Here is an 18,788-nt window from a genome sequence, read left to right on the forward strand (position 1 = left end):
ACGTACTTGCGGCGTCCCCGCAATCCGACACCGCCCCGCCAACCCACGGATCGCCCGCTTTTGACGTTGACGTTGACGTTGCCTTGGCTTCGGCAGGTGCAGGGCGCAGCCCTGCCGAACCACCCTTAATCCTGCACCGGGAAATCCTCGATCGGCCGCAGCACGTCGTAGTGCTCCACATGCAGCTTGCCTTTCAACTTCGGCAGATCCAGCACCGGTTCATCCACCCGCGTATCCGGCAACCGGTCAAGCAGGTTGCGCACCAGCGACAACCGCCCCAGCCGCTGGTCGTTGAAATCCACCAGCGTCCATGGCGCCGCGTCGCGATGCGTTGCCCGCAGCATCGCCTCGCGTGCCTCGGTGTAGGCGCTGTACTTGCTGCGTGATTTCAGGTCCACCGGCGACAGTTTCCAACCCTTCAGCGGATCGCTGTGGCGTTCGGCGAAACGCTTTTCCTGCTGCGCCTGGTCCACGCACAGCCAGTACTTGAACAGCAGGATGCCGTCGTCCACCAGCAACTGCTCGAACACCGGCGCCTGGTGAAGGAACTGCTGGTATTCGGCCTCGCTGCAGTAGCCCATCACCCGTTCCACGCCAGCGCGGTTGTACCAGCTGCGGTCCATCAGCACGATCTCGCCCGCCGCCGGCAGGTGGCTGGCGTAGCGCTGGAAATACCACTGCGTCGATTCACGGTCGGTCGGCTTCGGCAGCGCCACCACCCGGCATTGGCGCGGGTTGAGGTGTTGGCTGATCGCCTGGATCGCGCCGCCTTTGCCGGCGGTATCGCGGCCCTCGAACAGCACCAGCAGGCGTTGCCCGCTGTGCTGCACCCAGCGCGCCATCGCGGTCAGTTCCAGCTGCAGCGGCTGCAGCAGTTCGTCGTACTCCTTGCGCTTGAGCTTGCCCATCGTTGCACCACGCTGGAAGGAAGCCCGAGCGTAGCGCAGCGGTCGCCCAGAGCGTGTCGACGAGGGATGACCGGCGTCCGGCCTTACTCCGCCGGTTCCTCAGGCAGCCGGCCGGTCCCCTGTACCAGCAGATCGCCGGGCAGCAGTTCCAGCCGTGCATCGTCCAGCTGCATGACCTGGCCATTGGCCGGCTGGCCTTCCTCGTCCAGTTCAAACACTCCAAAACTGCCGAACGCATCGCCTGCCCATGGCAGCACCGTCACCTGTGCGCGCCCGTCGATCGCGTGCTGTGCGCACAGCTGCAGGCAGGCCATCGCACGATCCAGCTGCCGCTTGCGCTCCAGCAGGGCAGGCGTGCCCGGGCTGTGTCGCAGCCCGTCGATGGTTTCGCGTTGAGCGGCCTGCAGCAGGGGCAGTACCTGGTCGAAGGCGGTGCGGTCGTTCACTGTGCGCCCAGCCAGCCCTGCTCGCCCGCCAGCTGCTGCAGCAACGCGGACAGATCGGTGGCGAAGCCGTCCATGTCGAACACGCCGCTGCGCCCGCGTGCCTGCGCCAGCTCGGCGCGCAGTGCGGCCAGCGCGGCCGGGTCGTTGCCCAGTGCGCTGGCGGTGGCGATGAAGGCGGCATCATCGGCCACGTTCATGTGCGCCAGGCCGAGATGATGGTTGAGGCTGCCGGCCACGCGTGCGGCGAAGGTGTCGCCGGGGCAGGTCAGTACCGGGCAGCCGGCCCACAGCGCATCCGACGCGGTGGTGTGGGCGTTGTACGGATGCGTGTCCAGGAACAGGTCGGCCAGCGCGTAGCGGGCCAGGTACTGCGGGTGGGGCAGCTTCGCCATGAACACCAGCCGTGCCGGATCCACGCCGGCGGCCTGCGCGGCCGCACGCAGGCGCGCATCGGCCTGGCCCGGGCCGGACAGCAGCCACAGCACGCTGCCGGGCACCGCCTGCAGCACCGCGAAGGCACGGCCGGCGCTGCGCGGGTTCAACTTGTAGCTGTTGTTGAAGCAGCAGAACACCACGCCCGGCTCGGGCAGGCCGCACTCGGCCCGGGTCGGCGCCGGCTGCAGCACGCGCGTGTTGTCCGACGGCTGGAACGCGCGCGGCAGGCGCAGCACGCGCTCGCTGTAGTGCGGTTCCAGCGCCGGCGGCAGGGCAAACGCATCGCCGACCACCGCATCCAGCCATGGCGCGCCGGACGTGCCGGGGTAGGCCAGCCAGTTCAACTGCAGCGGGGCAGGGCGCATGGCCAGCACTTCCGGCGTGCCGCCACCGCCCCAGCCACGCAGGTCGAACAGTACGTCGATGCCCTGCGCACGGATCTGCGCAGCGGTCTCGGCATGGCGCTGGCCGGCCACCTCGTGCAGCCGCACCGCGGACTGCAGGCGCTGGCGGATGCGGCTGCCGTCATTGCGGTTCAGCGCGAACAGGTGCAGCTGCAGCGCCGGGTCCGCCTGCAGGTGTTCCAGCAGTGCCACGGTCAGCAGGCCGGTGGGGTGCGCGCCGAACCCATTGGAGAGGAAGCCGATGCGCAGCGGGCCACGTGCACGCACGGGCACGGCCGGCAGCGGGCGCACGGCGGCGGCCACCGCTGCGGCACGCGCACGCGCGCAGGCCAGCTGCTCGGCGGCGCTGGCATCCTCGCTGAGGAAAGCGAAGGGCTCGACCACGCCCTGGCCGCTGGCAACCGCGGCGCGTACCTGTGTGGCCAGCGCGTCGACGTCCTGCCAGTCACACAGGCGGCGCTGCCAGGCGAGGCGCTGCGCGGCGATATACGGTTCGCCCGGCAGCAGCGCGTGTGCGCGGCGGTAGGCGGCCGCTGCGCCCTCGGCGTCGTCGGCATCTTCCAGTGCATGGCCCAGCCACAGGGCGATGCCCGGATGCTCCGGTGCCAGCGCGGAGGCCTGGCCGAGCAGCGTCGCCGCGTCGGCGTGGGCACCGGCCATCCAGGCCACCCGGCCCAGCCGGGCCAGTGCCTCGGGATGGTTCGGCCGCAGCTGCAGGGCGCGGCGCGCGGCGCGTTCGCCGGCGCCGATGTCGCCGGCTTCCAGTTCCAGGTCGGCCAGCATCACCCAGGCGATGAAGTCACCGGGCTGGCGTGCCAGCGCCTGCTGCAGTTGCTGCCGTTGCTGCCAGGCCGACATCGGCTCAGCCCGCCGACAGCTGCGCCAGCGCATCCACCTGATGCTCGTGGCTCAGGCGCTGCAGCAGGGCGTCGAGGTCGCCGGACAGGATGTTGGGCAGGTCGTACAGGGTCAGGCCTTCCACGCGGTGGTCGGTGATCCGTCCCTGCGGGAAGTTGTAGGTGCGGATGCGCTGGCTGCGGTCGCCGCTGCCCACCTGCAGGCGCCGCGATTCGGCCTGCGCCGCGTCCTGGCGCTGGCGCTCGGCATCCAGCAGCTGCGCCTTCAGGCGCTTCATCGCCTTGTCGCGGTTGGCGTGCTGGCTGCGCTCGGTCTGGCATTCCACCACCACGCCGGTCGGCACGTGGGTGATGCGGATGGCCGATTCGGTCTTGTTGACGTGCTGGCCGCCGGCGCCGGACGAACGGAAGGTGTCCACCCGCAGGTCGGCCGGATTGATGACGATGTCATCCACCTCGTCGGCCTCGGGAATGATCGCCACGGTAGCGGCCGAGGTGTGGATGCGGCCCTGCGATTCGGTGGCCGGCACGCGCTGCACGCGGTGCGTGCCCGATTCGAACTTCAGGCGCGAGAACGCGCCGCGGCCGACCACGCGTGCCACCACTTCCTTGTAGCCGCCATGTTCGCCGGGGTTGTCCGATTCGATCTCCACCTTCCAGCCCTGGCGCTCGGCATAGCGGGCGTACATGCGGAACAGGTCGCCGGCGAAGATCGCGGCTTCGTCGCCGCCGGTGCCGGCGCGCACTTCCAGGAACAGGTTGCCCTCGTCGCGCGGGTCGCGCGGCACCAGCAGCAGGGCCAGTTCCTCTTCCAGTTCCTGCAGCCGGGCCTGGGCAGCGGCGATTTCCTCGTCGGCCAGTTCGCGCAGGTCAGGGTCGGCACGCATGCCTTCGGCGGCGGCCAGGTCGGCCTTGGCGCGGGCTTCGTCGGCCAGTGCGGTAGCGACCGGTTCAAGTTGGGCGAATTCGCGCGAAAGATCGCGGAAACGGGTGTTGTCGGCGACCACGTCGGGTTCGGCGAGCAGGCGTTCCAGTTCTTCGCGGCGCTCGGCCAGCGCTTCCAGCTTACGGCGCAGGGTCGGCGTCATCGGGTCTCACGGGTGGGTGGCGGTAGCCCGGCGTGGCCGGGAACAGGCGCTCGGCGGCGCGGGTCAGGTCGGCATCGCCACTGAGCGCGGCCGCGCGCAGGGCGGCGGTCGGCGGGTGCAGCAGGCGGTTGGTCAGGCCATGGGCCAGCAGTTCCAGCACTTCGTCGGCCGGCTTGCCATTGGCCAGCTGCTGCCGCGCACGTTCCAGCAGTTCGGCGCGGGTGGCCTCGCCGAAGGCGCGCAGCTGCCGCAGCGGGGCCTGGTGGGCGCTGGCCTGCAGGGTTTCGACGAAACGCGACACTTGCAGGTCGATGATCGCTTCGGCCTCGGCGGCAGCCTCGCGGCGGCCGCGGCGGTTGTCTTCCACCGCGCGCTCAAGGTCGTCCACGGTGTACAGGAACGCATCGTTGAGCGTGCCGACCTCGGCCTCGATGTCGCGCGGCACGGCCAGGTCGAACAGCAGCATCGGCTTGTGCCGGCGCGCGCGCAGGGCCTTGGCCACCATTTCGCGGTGGATGACCGGCTCGCGTGCGGCAGTGGCCGAGAACACCACGTCGGCCTCGGCCAGGTGGCGTTCCAGTTCGGTCAGCGGCAGGGCGACGCCGCCATGGCGGGTGGCCAGTTCCTGCGCATGGGCCAGGGTGCGGTTGGCGATCAGCAGGCGGCGCACCTTGCCTTCGCTCAGGTGCCGTGCAGCCAGCTCGATGGTCTCGCCGGCACCGACCAGCAGCACCGTCGAATCATCCAGACGGGCGAACGCGTTCTGCGCCAGGCGCACGGCCGCAGAGGCGACCGACACCGGGTTGGCGCCCACCTGGGTATCGGTGCGTGCGCGCTTGGCCACCGAGAAGGTCTGCTGGAACAGCCGGTCCAGGCGCTGGCCGAGCAGGCCGTGATCGCGCGCGGTGGACCAGGCGTCCTTCACCTGGCCCAGGATCTGCGGCTCGCCCAGCACCATTGAATCGAGCCCGGTGGCGACCCGGAACAGGTGGCGCACCGCATCGGCATCGGCATGCTTGTACAGGTAGCCCTGCAGGTCGCCGGCCTGGCTGTGCAGCCACTGGTCCAGCGCCTGCGGCGAATCGGCCACCGCGTACAGCTCGGTGCGGTTGCAGGTGGAAAGCAGGACCGCCTCGGCGATCTGCGGGGTATCGCGCAGCGAACCGAGCGCGCGCGGCAGCGCGTCACCGGCGAAGGCCGCGCGTTCGCGCAGCTCCACCGGTGCGGTCTGGTGATTCAGTCCGAGCACCCACAGGGTCATTGTTCAGTTGCTTGCGATAAGCTGCTGGCCATTGGACGACATTTTAAGGCCCCGATGCCGACGATGCCCGCATTGATTCGCATCCCCAGTGTTCTGCTGCTGTCCCTGGCCTGCAGCCAGGTGCTGGCGGCGGCGCCGGCCAAGGCCCCTGCGCGGGTCCCGGCCAGCGAAGAACTGGCCCTGGAACCGGTGATGGCCGGTGAATTCGCCCTGCAGGCCGGCAAGCTGGCCGATGCCGCGCACTGGTACCTGCAGGCGGCCGAGCAGACCGCCGGCGATGCCGGGTTGGCCGAACGGGCCACCCGCATCTCCATGCTGGCCAACGATGACGCCAGCGCCGCCAAGGGCCTGGCCCTGTGGGAGAAGCGCGCCCCCAGCTCGCTGTCCATGCGCAGCGCCGCCGGTGCACTGGCGATGCGCCAGGGCAACGTGAAGGCCGCGCGGACCGAACTGCAGGCGCTGCTGGCCGACCCTGACGAAACGGCCTGGAAGTTCGCGCTGGCCGCCCTGATCGGCGGTGGCCGCGACCCGGCCGTGCCGGCGCAGGTGCTGGGCGAACTGGTCGATGCCAACGCCATTCCGCCGAAGATCGAGGCCTGGCAGGAATTCGGCCGGCTGGCCCTGCGCATGGAAAAGCCCGAGCTGGCCCGGCGCATGATCGACGAAGTGGTCAAGCGCTTCCCGGACGAGCCGCGGGTGGCCCTGCTGCGCGCCAGCCAGCTGCAGCAGGCCGGGCAGACCGCGCAGGCGCTGGCCCTGTTGCAGGGGGTTGAGCCGAAGACCCGGCAGGACCCCGAGCTGCGCAACGCCGTGGCCATCGCCTATGACAGCCTGGGCCAGCCGGCCGCCGCCGAGCGGGTGCTGGCCGTGGGCCCGCAGAACGTGCAGACCTGGGGCATGCGTGCCTCGCTGCTGGCCAAGCAGGGTGACACCGCGGCGCTGTCGGGCCTCTACAACGAGCTGTCGCGCCAGGCCGCCAAGCCTGATCCGGCGCAGCGCCTGCTGCTGGGCAAGATTGCCGAGTACCTCAAGCGCTACCCCGAGGCGGTCAACTGGTACCACAGCGTTCCCGGCGGCGACGAACTGAGCGAGGCGCGCCTGCGCGCGGCCAATGCGCAGGGCCTGGCCGGCCGCCAGTCGCTGGCGCTGGACGAGGTGCACGCCATCCAGTCCGATGCCAGCGTGGATGACGACGTGCGCCGCGACGCCTACCTGCTGGAAGCCGAGCTGCGCCAGCGTGCCAATGACCTGCCCGGCGAACTGGATGCGCTGGCCCGGGGCCTGGCTGCCTACCCGGACGAGAACGCCCTGCTGTACGCCCGTGCACTGGCCTGGGAACGCCGGGACGACATCGCCCGCGCCGAGGCCGACCTGCGCAAGGTGCTGGTGACCGACCCGGAGAACGTGCCGGCGCTGAACGCCCTGGGCTACACCCTGGCCGACCGCACCAAGCGCTACCAGGAAGCCCTGGAACTGATTGACCGCGCGCGGGTGGCCGAGCCGGACAACCCGGCCATCGTCGACAGCTACGGCTGGGTGCTGTATCGCCTGGGCCGCAACGAGGAAGCCCTGGTGCAGCTGCGCCGGGCCTGGACCCTGTCCCGCGACCCGGAGATCGCCGCCCACGTGGGCGAGGTGCTGTGGGTGCTCGGCAAGCACGACGAGGCCCGCCACTTCTTCGAGGAGGCGGCCAAGCTCGACCCTGAAAACCGCGCGCTGCTGCGCGCCCGCGAGAAATTCAATCCATGAGTGTTTCCATGATCCGGCCGCTGCTGCTGGTGGCCGTGACCCTGGCGGTGAGCGCCTGTACCAGCGTGGGCACGCAGAAGACGCCGGCCCCGGACGTGGTCTACACCGTGTCGCCGGCCGCCGAGCGCGCCGAGGAAGCCCGCGTGCAGGCCCTGCGCGCCCAGCCCGATTACAGCTTCCAGGGCCGCGTCGCGGTCAGCAAAGGAAAGAACGGGGGCAGCGGCCGCATCGACTGGGTCCAGCAGGGCAGCGAGTACCGCATCCAGCTGAGTGCGCCGGTCACCCGCCAGAGCTGGACCCTGCAGGGGGATTCGGTGCAGGGCGGGGCGCGCCTGGACGGGCTGGGCGATGGCCCGCGCGCCGGCGATGACGCGCGCCAGCTGCTGCTCGATGCCACCGGCTGGGATATCCCGGTCAATGAACTGTCCGACTGGACCCGTGGCCTGGTGCTGCGCGGGTCCGGCGAAAGCAGCGTGGAGCGGGATGCCGAGGGCCGCCCGCGGCGCATGCAGCAGGCCGGCTGGCTGATCCAGTACCTGGACTGGTACCCGGCCCAGGAAGGAAGCCCGGCGCTGCCGCGGCGGATCGAGGCCAGCCGCGAGGACGCCAAGGTGCGCCTGCTGGTCGACCAGTGGGGCGCTGACGCGCCATGACCGCGCAGATTGACGCCGATGGCTGGTCCTGGTGGCCGGCCCCGGCCAAGCTGAACCTGTTCCTGCACATCACCGGCCGTCGCGCCGATGGCTACCACGAGCTGCAGACCGTGTTCCGCCTGCTGGACTGGGGCGACCGGATCGGCCTGCGCCTGCGCGCCGACGGCCAGGTGCGGCGGCAGGGCGACGGCCTGGCTGGCGTTGCCGAAGCCGACGACCTCGCTGTGCGTGCGGCTGTGCTTCTTAAAAGCATTGCCAATGTCGGCCAAGGTGCTGACATCATCGTTGAAAAACGCGTTCCGGCCGGTGGGGGCTTCGGTGGGGGCTCGTCCGACGCTGCCACCGTGCTGGTAGTCCTGAACCGGCTCTGGCAGGCCGGCCTGGACGAGGACGCGCTGGCGGCGCTGGGCCTGCGCCTGGGCGCCGATGTGCCGGTCTTCGTGCGCGGCCACAACGCCTGGGCCGAGGGCGTGGGCGAGCGGCTGCAGCCGGTCACGCTGGCGCCGGCCTGGTACGTCATCGTCGAGCCGGGCGTTCATGTGCCGACCCCGGCCCTGTTCGCTGACCCGGATTTGACGCGCGACTGCCCAAAGGCGAAAATAGGCGACTTCGCTTCCGGCGCTCTGGTCGGAAACGTGTTCGAGCCGGTGCTGCGCCGTCGCGAGCCTGCCGTAGAGGCGGTGCTTGCCGCGTTGAGCAGCATAGGCCAGGCGCGTTTGACCGGGTCCGGAAGTGGTTGTTTCGTCGAGTTCGATTCGCAGGCTGCCGCAGAGCAGGGGCGAGCGGAATTGCCGAAGGAGTTGCGGGCAAGGGTGGCCGCGGGCGTTGCACGTTCGCCACTGCTGGATGCACTCGAGCAACACTGATTCATCAATGCAGGGGCGTCGCCAAGAGGCCCAAGGCACCAGGTTTTGATCCTGGCATTCGGAGGTTCGAATCCTCCCGCCCCTGCCAATGCGGCTGCGTCCGCGCCATCCAGCGCATCACTGCGCGGGACGTGGAAACAGTCGCGGTGTTGTAAGCAGCAGGGGCCGCAGCGGTCCTTGCCGCTACCGGATCCCCGCCACTCGTCCCCGCCCGAGACAATCATGATGCAAGAGTCCCCGAACCTGCTGGTCTTTTCCGGCAACGCCAACAAACGTCTGGCGCAGAACATCTGCAAGGAACTGGGAGTCCGTCCGGGCAAGGCGCTGGTCTCGCACTTCTCCGACGGTGAAGTGCAGGTCGAGATCGAAGAGAACGTCCGCAAGCAGGACGTCTTCGTGATCCAGCCGACCTCGGCGCCGAGCGCGGAGAACCTGATGGAACTGCTGGTGCTGATCGACGCGCTCAAGCGCGCATCGGTGGCCAGCGTGACCGCCGTGGTGCCGTACTTCGGCTACTCGCGACAGGATCGCCGCATGCGTTCCTCGCGCGTGCCGATCACCGCCAAGCTGGCGGCCAAGATGTTCAGCACCGCTGGCGCTGATCGCGTGCTGACCGTCGACCTGCACGCCGACCAGATCCAGGGCTTCTTCGATATCCCGGTGGACAACGTGTATGCGTCCCCGCTGCTGCTGGCCGACATCTGGCGCGCCTACGGCACCGAGAACCTGATCGTCGTCTCGCCGGACGTGGGCGGCGTGGTCCGCGCCCGTGCGGTGGCCAAGCGCCTGGATGACGCCGACCTGGCGATCATCGACAAGCGCCGCCCGCGCGCCAACGTCTCCACCGTGATGAACATCATCGGTGACGTCGAAGGCAAGACCTGCGTCATGGTCGATGACATTGTCGATACCGCCGGCACCCTGTGCGCCGCTGCCGCTGCCCTCAAGGCGCGCGGTGCGCTCAAGGTCGCCGCCTACTGCACCCACGCGGTGCTGTCGGGCCCGGCAGTGGACAACATCACCAATTCCCAGCTCGACGAGCTGGTGGTGACCGACACCATCCCGCTGAAGGACGCGGCGCGGGTGTGCAGCAAGATCCGCCAGCTGAGCGTGGCGGAAATGCTGGCCGAAACGATGCGCCGCATCGCCTTCGGCGAGTCGGTCAGCTCGCTGTACGTCGATTGAGTTTTTCGCCCCCGCCGGCAACGGTGGGGGCATACCCCGGATGCTTCTGGTCGCGGAAGCATCTTCAACCGCCACGCCGCAAGGCGCGGCAACAACCTGAGTAGTCGAAAATGTCGAAGACCCATGAAATCAAGGTCACCAAGCGTGAACTGCAGCGTAAGGGTGCGAGCCGCCGCCTGCGTCACGCTGGTGTGATCCCGGCCATCGTGTACGGCGGCAACGCCGAGCCGGTCGCCATCAGCCTGGACCACAACGAAATCTGGCTGGCCCAGCAGAACGAGTGGTTCTATGCCTCGATCCTGGACCTGAACCTGGACGGCCAGGTGCAGAAGGTCCTGCTGCGTGACATGCAGCGCCACCCGTACAAGCAGCTGATCATGCACCTGGACTTCCAGCGCGTGAACGAGAACGAAGCCCTGACTGCTTCGGTCCCGCTGCACTTCGTCAACGAAGACACCTCGCCGGCTGGCAAGGCTGCCGACGTCGTGGTCACCCACGAACTGAAGGAAGTGACCATCAGCTGCCTGCCGAAGGACCTGCCGGAGTCGATCGAAGTCGACCTGGCCGACCTCGCCGCTGGCGACGTGGTGTACCTGTCCAACATCAAGCTGCCGAAGGGCGTGGAAATCCCGGCCCTGGCGCTGGGCAAGGACCACGACGACGCCATCGTCACCGCCAAGCACGGCAAGGAAGACGCTGCCGACGCTGAAGCTCCGGCTGCCGAGTAATACAGTGGCGGTGCCTGCCTCCGGGCAGGCACCGTTCTGGAAGGAACCATGGCAGGACTGCGACTGATTGTCGGTCTGGGCAACCCCGGATCGGAACACGCCCGGACCCGGCACAATGCCGGGTTTCATTTCGTTGAGGCCCTGGCTGAAAAAGCCGGTGCACGCTGGAACGTGGACAGCAAGCTGTTCGGCGAGACCGCCAAGGTCGAGATCGCCGGGCAGACGGTCTGGCTGCTGAAGCCGGCCACCTTCATGAACCTCAGCGGCAAGTCGGTCACCGCCGCGCAGCGGTTCTGGAAGATCGAGCCGGAGGAAACGCTGCTGGCACACGACGAACTGGACCTGCCGCCCGGTGCGGTACGGCTGAAGTTCGACGGTGGCCATGGCGGCCAGAACGGCCTGCGCGACACCATGCGCCTGCTCGGCCACGGCAAGTTCCACCGCCTGCGCGTGGGCATCGGCCATCCCGGTCACAAGGACCGCGTGGTGGGGTGGGTGCTCGGTCGTCCCTCCAAGGACGATGACGTGCTCATCGCACGCGCCATCGACGATGCCATCGACGTGCTGCCGCTGGCGGTACAGGGCGATTTCAACGAAGCAATGAAGCGGCTGCACACCCCGAAATAACCGGTAGGTACCGACCGTTGGTCGGCCAGGCCGGTAGGTACCGACCGATGGTCGGTACGGAGAATGATTGGAAAAACGGCGGCCACGCCGCTGTTTCCCCAATCACTTTCACCCCAGAGAGCTGTCACCATGGGTATCAAATGCGGCATCGTCGGCCTGCCCAACGTCGGCAAGTCGACCCTGTTCAACGCGCTGACCAAGGCGGGCATCGCCGCGGCGAACTTCCCGTTCTGCACCATCGAACCGAACGTCGGCATCGTGCCGGTGCCGGACCCGCGCCTGGGTGAGCTGGCGGCGATCATCAACCCGCAGAAGGTCATCCCGACCGCGGTGGAGTTCGTCGACATCGCCGGCCTGGTGGCCGGTGCTGCCAGCGGCGAAGGCCTGGGCAACAAGTTCCTGGCGCACATCCGCGAAGTCGATGCGATCACCCACGTGGTGCGCTGCTTCGAGAACGCCGACGTCATCCACGTCAACAACAAGGTCGACCCGATCTCGGACATCGAAACCATCGATACCGAGCTGGCCCTGGCCGACCTGGACAGCGTCGAGAAGGCCCTGAACCGCGCCGAGCGCGCCGCCAAGGGTGGCGACAAGGAAGCGGCCGCGCGCAAGCCGGTGCTGGCCAAGCTGCAGGCTGCCCTGGCCGACGGCAAGTCCGGTCGTTCGGTTGGCCTGGACGAGGAAGAAAAGGCGCTGGTCCGTGACCTGTTCCTGCTGACCCTGAAGCCGGTGATGTACATCGCCAACGTGCTGGAAGACGGCTTCGAGAACAACCCGCACCTGGACGCCGTGCGCGCCCACGCCGCCGCCGAAGGCGCGCAGGTGGTGCCGGTGTCGGCCGCGATCGAAGAAGAGCTGTCCCAGCTTGACGACGAAGACCGCGACACCTTCCTGGCCGACCTGGGCCTGAGCGAGCCGGGCCTGAACCGCGTGATCAATGCGGCCTACAGCCTGCTGGGCCTGCAGACCTACTTTACCGCTGGCGTGAAGGAAGTCCGCGCGTGGACCGTGCGCAAGGGCGCCACCGCCCCGCAGGCCGCCGCGGTCATCCACACCGACTTCGAGAAGGGCTTCATCCGCGCCGAAACCATCGCGTATGACGACTTCATCAAGTACAAGGGCGAAGCAGGTGCCAAGGAAGCCGGTCGCCTGCGCCTGGAAGGCAAGGAATACCGCGTGCAGGAAGGCGACGTGCTGCACTTCCGCTTCAACGTCTGATCCAGCGCCAACGGATCGACCCCGGACGCCCCGCCTCGAGCGGGGCGTTCGCGTTTCCGGCATCGGTTTCTGCGCTGGACAAAAAATGACCACGCTTCGGAACGCCTGCGGTGCAAGGCTCGCACGCACTTGTCCACACCAAACCCCCACCGCTTTCCACGCGGGGTGTGGAAAACCCAGCCTGCCACTGTAGAGCCGAGCCCATGCTCGGCTGATGGCAGCAGGAGCCGAGCATGGGCTCGGCTCTACAGAAGCTGGCCCGCGCGGCGTGGATAAAATTTCACCACGCTGGGAAACGCCTGCGGCATAACGCTCGCACCCACTTGTCCACATCAAGTTCCCATCGCTTTCCACGTGCCGTGTGGAAAACAACCGGGGACGTGGACAAAAAATCACCACGCCTGGAAACGCCTGTGGTGCAATGCTCGCGGCCACTTGTCCACACCAAGTTCCCATCGCTTTCCACGTGCGGTGTGCATAAACAACAAGGCCCGCCAATGGCGGGCCTCGTCGTCCACTTCCTGCGAAACCGCGCTTACAGCGCGCTGCCGCCGAACTTGTGGGTGTACTGCAGGTTGATCGTGCGGCCCACGCTGTCGAACCAGGACACGTCGTAGTACGGGTAGGCCGTATACGTGGCGTCCTTCGGCGGCATCTTGTTGAACACGTTGACCACTGACAGCGACAGGCGCGAGTGGTCGTCGAAGCGGTACTGCACCGAGGCGTTGTAGCGGTAGGTGGCCTTGATGTACGGGCTGTCGCCGCTGTCCTCGTCGAACACCTGGTCGTAGCTGTCCGAGTTCGGCAGCTTGCCCAGGCGCGAGCCGTACACGGTGGCCGACCACGCGTCCTTCTCCCAGGTCACGCTGACGCTGGTCTTGGTGCGCGGGATGTCGAAGCCGCTGTTCACCGCGAACTGGTCTTCGATGGGGTCACCCGGGTAGCGCTGGAAATCATGCTTCTTCACCCACGTATGGGTGCCATTGAAGATGAAGTCGCCAGCGCCGGTCTGCAGGCGGTAACGCAGGCCCACGTCGATGCCCGAGGTCGACTCGCGTGCCACGTTGATCGGGTTCACGTACACGCCGTACAGGCGGCCGTCGGCAGTGCGGGTCACCCGCGCCAGCGCGTCCACGCAGGTGGGCGAGGTGATGTCGGCGTCGCCCAGGCGGCAGTTCGCTTCGCTGGCCAGGATCGTGCGCACGTCCATGTCCTGCACCTGCTTGCGCATGTCGATGTCGAACCAGTCCACCGACAGGTCCAGGCCGGCAGCCGGCGACCAGACGAAGCCTGCGCTCCACGAGGTGCTGGTCTCCGGGTCGAGTTCGCGGTTGCCGCTGCGGCTGCGGATCACGTTGCGCTCGTAGTCGGAGCAGTCATCGGCGTCGTCGGCACGGCAGCTGTACAGATCTTCTGCCGTGGTCTCGTCGTTGCCCGGGCCGGCGAACACGTAGTGCAGGTCCGGCGCGCGGAAGGCGGTGCCGTAGGAACCGCGCACCAGCAGGCTGTCCACGGGGCGCCATTCCAGGCCGCCGCTCCAGGTCGCCTTGCCGATGGTGTGGCCCGAATAGCGGTACTGGTCGTAGCGGCCAGCCACGCTCAGGCTCAGCGTGTCGTGCAGCGGCAGGCGCAGCTCGGCGGCGGTCGCCCAGCGGTTGCGCGAACCCTTGCCGTCCGAATCCTTCCAGCTGTAGTAGTAGTACTCGGTCGCCAGCGGGTCGGGATTCAGTGCATAGGCCTGCTGGCCCACTTCCACCGTCGCGGCGAAACCGGCGTCGCCGCCAGGCAGCGCGAACAGCGAGCCGTTGGTCAGGGTGAGGGCGGCCGTCTCGGTGCGCGACTTCGGTGTGTAGGTCGTGCGCGCGGCGATCGACTCGTACTCGGCGCGGGTCAGCGGCCGGTACAGGCGCGAGGGGTCGGCGTTGTAGATCGGGAAGCCATCATCGTCCTCGCCCAGCTGCGGGCCCAGGAACAGGTCGTTGGCCTTGGCGGCAATGATCTGCGGCCAGCTGATCCGCGACTGGTACTGCGAATGGCTCAGCGCCGCTTCGTAGTCCCAGTTGCCCGCCAGGTTGCCCTTGAAGCCGGTGGTCACGCTGAAGGTCTTCTGCGTGCTGCGCACCATGGCGTTGCGCAGGCCACCCATTTCCTCGGGCGAGAACTGGCGCTGCCAGAATTCGATCTCGCCGGTGGCCTCGTTGTTGAAGTAGCCCGACTCATCGCCGTCGGCCGCCATGCGTCCCCACGAGGTGACGTCGCGCATCAGCGCCAGCGTGTGGTAGCCCATCTGCACGTCGGCAAACCACTGCTGGCCGTTGTCGAAGTCATAGCTCAGCGAGGCGTAGCCGTTGGCACCGCGGCGCTTGCTGAGGATGGTGCCGTAGCCGATCGACGCATCACTGCCGCAGTAGTAGCCATAGCGCGGGCGGAAGGCATGGTAGGTGCTGCCCTGGTTCTGCCCGGCCAGCGCTTCGCAGGTGGCCGCGCCCGGGTCCAGGTAATCATCGTTGTAGTCGGTACGCAGGTAGGCGCGGCGCGCGATGCGCGAGCCTTCGGTCGGCCCGTCCTGGGTCGAATCCTGGATGTCGCGCTCATAGGCCCACAGCGGCGTCTGCGACTGCAGCTCCACGCTGTAGACCGCATTGAAGTTGCCCTTGCTGAAGCCGCTGGACAGGCTCATGTCGAACGACTCGCCGCCGCCTTCGCTGGTGGTGCCCATGCGCACGTCGACCGTGGTGCCGTCGGCCTTCTTCTTCAGGATGAAGTTGACCACGCCGGCGATCGCATCCGAGCCGTAGATGGCCGACGCGCTGCCGGTCAGCACTTCGATGCGGTCGATCATGCCCAGCGGGATGTTGGACACGTCGGTGAAGTTGCTGCGGCCCTGGAAGGGCATCGGGAAATCGGCGATGCGGCGGCCGTTGACCAGCACCAGGGTGTGGTTCGGGCCCAGCCCGCGCAGGTCGACCTGCTGTGCGCCCGGCGAGAAGTCGGCGCCGCTGGAGGACTGCTGGCTCTGGGTCTCGCCGCCGTTCTGGGTCATCGCACGCAGCACGTCAGGCACCGTGGTGAAGCCGCTGGAGCGGATCTCCTCGGCATTGATCACCGTGATCGGTGCCGGGCCTTCCACCTGCGCGCGCGGGATGCGCGAACCGGTCACCTGGACCGCATCGAGTTGCTGCACCGAAGAGGAACCGGGGCTCTGGGCCGCTGCCGAGGCAGCAACACCCATCAACGCCAGCTGGATCGACCACGCCATCGCCTGTCTACGCATGAGAAATATCTCGGGAATGAAGCCGGCCCGCAGAGGAGGGGCCCTGTCCCCCATTCACAATCCGGAATGGGCGCGCGCATTTAACGCCTTTTTTACGCTCTTGACTACAGGTCTTTCATCTGGCAAAGAGTGAAAACGATTGCAAGCCGATTCTGTTCAGGGAGATCAACCATGAGCGCCCTTGTCCGCCGCATCTGCTCAAGCCTCTTGCTGGGGATGGTGCTGGCCCTGATGGCCCCTCTGGCATCAGCGCAGGACCCCCGCGACCTGCAGTCCCCCGGCTTCGATTATTACGAGATTGGCGACCTGGATGCACCCCGGCCCGGCCCGCGCGCGCCGGCGATGATGCTGATGGGGGGCGGTGAGTGGGTACCCGAAGCCTTCCAGTGGTGGCTGCGCCAGGCCGGCAACGGCCGCGTGCTGATCCTGCGCGCATCGGGCCGCGACGAACTGCAGGAGCGCCTGTACCGCGACATCGGCGGTACCACCGCCGTGCAGACCCTGGTGTTCGACAACCGCCGCGGTGCCGACGATCCGGCGGTGCTGCGCGTGGTGGCCGCCGCCGATGCCATCTTCATCGCCGGCGGCGACCAGTCGCGCTACATCCGCTTCTGGAAGGGCACGGCGCTCAATCGTGCCCTCAATGCGCACGTGCGGGCCGGCAAGCCGATTGCCGGCACCAGTGCCGGCCTGGCGATCCTCGGCGGCTATGCCTATGGCGCGCTGGACGGCGGCAGCATCACCTCGGCCGGCGCGCTGGCCGACCCGATGGGCAGCGCGGTGACCCTCGACAGCGGCTTCCTGCACATGCCCTACCTGCAGCGCGTGGTCACCGACACCCACTTCGACAAGCGCGACCGCCTCGGCCGCCTGATCGTGTTCGTTGCCCGCGCCGCCCGCGAGAGTGGTGATCCGGACATGGTCGGCATCGGTGTGGACGAGGACACGGCCCTGTGCGTGGAGCCCGACGGCCAAGCCCAGGTCTACAGCGCCGATGGCGAAGGCAAGGTCTGGGTGGTCAGTCCCGGCCGCGACGCCGACCGCCTGGTGGAGGGCGAGCCGCTGCAGTTCCACGCGGTGCCGGTAACCGTGGTCGCCAGTGGTGGCCGCCTGCGCCTGGATGACTTCCAGGCCGACGTCGACTACCAGGCCTTGGCCGACATCACCGACGGCCAGATCGAAGTCATCCGCCGGTAGTGCCCATTCCCTGAACCTTCCTGGAGACGTACCTGATGAAACTGCGCCTGGCGCTGTCCGCCCTGCTGTCCCTGCCCCTGCTCGCGCAGGCAGCGCCGTCCACTTCACCGCTGCTGGTCATCCATGGCGGGGCGGGGGTCGAGCGCAAGGATCTGTCGCCGGCCGAAGAGAAGGCTGCGCGCGCGGCGTTGAAGGCGGCGCTGTTGAAGGGGCATGCGGAACTGGCGGCGGGTCGTCCGGCGCTGGCGGCGGTCACTGCGGCGATCACCGTGCTCGAGGACGATCCGACCTTCAATGCCGGCAAGGGTGCGGTATTCACCCATGACGGCCGCAACGAACTGGATGCCGCGCTGATGGATGGCGCCACCCAGGCGGCCGGCGCGGTGGCCGGCGTGCAGCGCGTACGCAACCCGATCCAGCTGGCGCAGCGGGTCATGCAGAAATCGCCGCACGTGATGATGGTCGGGCAGGGCGCCGAGGCATTCGCGGTGGAGCAGGGTGTCAGCCTGGTCGATCCCTCGTATTTCCGCACCGACAAGCGCTGGCAGCAGCTGCAGCGCGCACTGAAGGAAGAGGCCAGCGGCCAGGCCCATGCCGATCTGGAGACGGCAAAGCACTTCGGTACCGTCGGTGCGGTCGCACTGGATGCGCAGGGCCATCTTGCGGCCGGCACGTCCACCGGCGGCATGACCAACAAGCGCTACGGGCGCGTAGGTGATTCGCCGATCATCGGTGCCGGCACCTGGGCTGATGCGCGTTGCGCGGTGTCGGGCACTGGTTGGGGCGAGTACTACATCCGCACTGCGGCCGCGCACGAGATCTGCGCGCGCATGCGCTACCAGGGGCAGACGCCGGAGCAGGCTGGCAAGGGCGTCATCAACGACACCATCCCGAAGATGGGGGGCGACGGTGGGGCGATCGTGCTGTCCGCAGACGGAAAAGCAGCCACGCCGTTCAACACGCAGGGCATGTATCGGGGCTGGATCGGCGCCGACGGAGTGCCTCATGTCGCAATTTTCGCCAACGAGACCCTGGTGCTGCCAGGGCAATAACGTTGCGTATCAATGGGTTTGCGACAACGTGTGAAAAAGATGGAAAAAAGCGTTGACAGCCCCCCGTCCCATCAGCAGAATAAGCGGCTCACCACCACACACCGCAACGCTTCGGCGGCAACGGGATGGGGTGGTAAGGAGGGATACCCAAGCGGCCAACGGGGGCAGACTGTAAATCTGCTGGCTTACGCCTTCGGTGGTTCGAATCCACCTCCCTCCACCAGATTCACGTTGTGGCACATTCCCGGTGCGGGAGTAGTTCAATGGTAGAACCTCAGCCTTCCAAGCTGATGGTGCGGGTTCGATTCCCGTCTCCCGCTCCATTGAATGAACTTTGAATATTATCGAGTTCATGCCATAATGCAAAACTCGCTCACATAGCTCAGTCGGTAGAGCACTTCCTTGGTAAGGAAGAGGTCGAAGGTTCGATTCCTTTTGTGAGCACCATCTTAAGCACCACACCAGACGAATTCGAGATAAGCAGCCATGGCCAAGGGTAAGTTCGAGCGCACCAAGCCGCACGTCAACGTCGGCACCATCGGTCACGTCGACCACGGCAAGACCACGCTGACCGCCGCACTGACCAAGATCGGTGCCGAGCGTTTCGGCGGCGAGTTCAAGGACTACTCGGCCATTGACGCCGCTCCGGAAGAGAAGGCTCGTGGTATCACGATCTCGACCGCGCACGTCGAATACGAATCCACCACCCGTCACTACGCCCACGTCGATTGCCCGGGCCACGCTGACTACGTCAAGAACATGATCACCGGTGCCGCCCAGATGGATGGCGCGATCCTGGTGTGCTCGGCCGCTGACGGCCCGATGCCGCAGACCCGC

Annotated in this window: 16 protein-coding genes and 4 tRNA genes; 14 read left to right on the top strand and 6 right to left on the bottom strand. The window is 67.6% G+C overall.

Going from position 1 to position 18,788, the window contains the following annotated elements:
- Positions 1-125 precede the first annotated feature (125 nt).
- From ppk2 to hemA, 5 genes are all read right to left on the bottom strand, one after another.
- The gene (gene ppk2 / locus IAE41_RS18250; RefSeq protein ID WP_200734079.1) at positions 126-908 is read right to left on the bottom strand and encodes a polyphosphate kinase 2; all 783 of its coding nucleotides are present in this window, start codon (positions 906-908) and stop codon (positions 126-128) included.
- An 83-nt stretch (positions 909-991) separates the two neighbouring features.
- A complete protein-coding gene (locus IAE41_RS18255) occupies positions 992-1,354 on the bottom strand; it encodes a hypothetical protein (RefSeq protein ID WP_200734080.1) in 363 nt (120 codons plus the stop codon).
- Positions 1,351-3,051: a tetratricopeptide repeat protein gene (locus IAE41_RS18260; protein WP_200734081.1), complete on the bottom strand. Its 1,701-nt coding sequence runs from the start codon at positions 3,049-3,051 to the stop codon at positions 1,351-1,353. The genes IAE41_RS18255 and IAE41_RS18260 overlap by 4 nt, the downstream gene beginning before the upstream one ends.
- 4 nt (positions 3,052-3,055) lie before the next feature.
- Positions 3,056-4,138 carry a peptide chain release factor 1 gene (prfA, locus tag IAE41_RS18265; protein ID WP_108758849.1) on the bottom strand — a complete coding sequence of 361 codons (1,083 nt, stop codon included), beginning with the start codon at positions 4,136-4,138 and terminating at the stop codon, positions 3,056-3,058.
- The gene (gene hemA / locus IAE41_RS18270; protein ID WP_108746014.1) at positions 4,116-5,399 is read right to left on the bottom strand and encodes a glutamyl-tRNA reductase; all 1,284 of its coding nucleotides are present in this window, start codon (positions 5,397-5,399) and stop codon (positions 4,116-4,118) included. The genes prfA and hemA overlap by 23 nt, the downstream gene beginning before the upstream one ends.
- Before the next feature lie 63 nt (positions 5,400-5,462).
- Between hemA and IAE41_RS18275 the strand changes: the two genes are divergently transcribed.
- The 8 genes from IAE41_RS18275 (at position 5,463) to ychF (ending at position 12,428) form a co-directional block, all read left to right on the top strand.
- On the top strand, positions 5,463-7,148 hold the full coding sequence (locus tag IAE41_RS18275) for a tetratricopeptide repeat protein (protein WP_174208668.1): 1,686 nt from the start codon (positions 5,463-5,465) through the stop codon (positions 7,146-7,148).
- Positions 7,145-7,801 carry a lipoprotein insertase outer membrane protein LolB gene (lolB, locus tag IAE41_RS18280; protein ID WP_200734082.1) on the top strand — a complete coding sequence of 219 codons (657 nt, stop codon included), beginning with the start codon at positions 7,145-7,147 and terminating at the stop codon, positions 7,799-7,801. The genes IAE41_RS18275 and lolB overlap by 4 nt, the downstream gene beginning before the upstream one ends.
- Entirely contained in the window at positions 7,798-8,667 is an 870-nt protein-coding gene (gene ispE / locus IAE41_RS18285) for a 4-(cytidine 5'-diphospho)-2-C-methyl-D-erythritol kinase (RefSeq protein WP_200734083.1), read from the top strand. Before lolB ends, ispE begins: the two co-directional genes overlap by 4 nt.
- 11 nt (positions 8,668-8,678) lie before the next feature.
- Positions 8,679-8,755 (top strand) — tRNA-Gln (locus tag IAE41_RS18290).
- 137 nt (positions 8,756-8,892) lie between these two features.
- Positions 8,893-9,852, top strand: a complete 960-nt coding sequence (locus IAE41_RS18295) for a ribose-phosphate diphosphokinase (RefSeq protein ID WP_025879147.1) — start codon at positions 8,893-8,895, stop codon at positions 9,850-9,852.
- A 110-nt stretch (positions 9,853-9,962) separates the two neighbouring features.
- The gene (locus tag IAE41_RS18300) at positions 9,963-10,580 is read left to right on the top strand and encodes a 50S ribosomal protein L25/general stress protein Ctc (protein ID WP_200734084.1); all 618 of its coding nucleotides are present in this window, start codon (positions 9,963-9,965) and stop codon (positions 10,578-10,580) included.
- Positions 10,581-10,628: 48 nt separating this feature from the next.
- The gene (gene pth, locus IAE41_RS18305) at positions 10,629-11,207 is read left to right on the top strand and encodes an aminoacyl-tRNA hydrolase (protein ID WP_079220740.1); all 579 of its coding nucleotides are present in this window, start codon (positions 10,629-10,631) and stop codon (positions 11,205-11,207) included.
- Between the two features lie 129 nt (positions 11,208-11,336).
- Entirely contained in the window at positions 11,337-12,428 is a 1,092-nt protein-coding gene (ychF, locus tag IAE41_RS18310; RefSeq protein ID WP_079220741.1) for a redox-regulated ATPase YchF, read from the top strand.
- A gap of 535 nt (positions 12,429-12,963) precedes the next feature.
- Here ychF and IAE41_RS18315 read toward each other — a convergent pair.
- Positions 12,964-15,702, bottom strand: coding sequence for a TonB-dependent receptor (locus tag IAE41_RS18315; protein WP_200734085.1), 2,739 nt, complete (start codon positions 15,700-15,702; stop codon positions 12,964-12,966).
- A 216-nt stretch (positions 15,703-15,918) separates the two neighbouring features.
- Between IAE41_RS18315 and IAE41_RS18320 the strand changes: the two genes are divergently transcribed.
- From IAE41_RS18320 to IAE41_RS18345, 6 genes are all read left to right on the top strand, one after another.
- Positions 15,919-16,899 carry a cyanophycinase gene (locus IAE41_RS18320; RefSeq protein ID WP_234458749.1) on the top strand — a complete coding sequence of 327 codons (981 nt, stop codon included), beginning with the start codon at positions 15,919-15,921 and terminating at the stop codon, positions 16,897-16,899.
- 35 nt (positions 16,900-16,934) lie between these two features.
- Positions 16,935-17,951 (top strand): isoaspartyl peptidase/L-asparaginase, encoded by a 1,017-nt coding sequence (locus IAE41_RS18325; RefSeq protein ID WP_200734087.1) that lies wholly within the window; start codon positions 16,935-16,937, stop codon positions 17,949-17,951.
- Between the two features lie 137 nt (positions 17,952-18,088).
- Positions 18,089-18,174: transfer RNA gene (locus tag IAE41_RS18330), tRNA-Tyr, on the top strand.
- Between the two features lie 26 nt (positions 18,175-18,200).
- Positions 18,201-18,274: transfer RNA gene (locus tag IAE41_RS18335), tRNA-Gly, on the top strand.
- Between the two features lie 48 nt (positions 18,275-18,322).
- A tRNA-Thr gene (locus tag IAE41_RS18340) sits at positions 18,323-18,398 on the top strand.
- 39 nt (positions 18,399-18,437) lie between these two features.
- A partial coding sequence (locus tag IAE41_RS18345) for a GTP-binding protein (RefSeq protein ID WP_170919640.1) occupies positions 18,438-18,788 on the top strand: 351 nt, incomplete at its 3' end.

The sequence above is a fragment of the Stenotrophomonas sp. S39 genome (genome assembly GCF_016624665.1).
In the GTDB taxonomy this organism is placed as follows: Bacteria; Pseudomonadota; Gammaproteobacteria; order Xanthomonadales; family Xanthomonadaceae; genus Stenotrophomonas.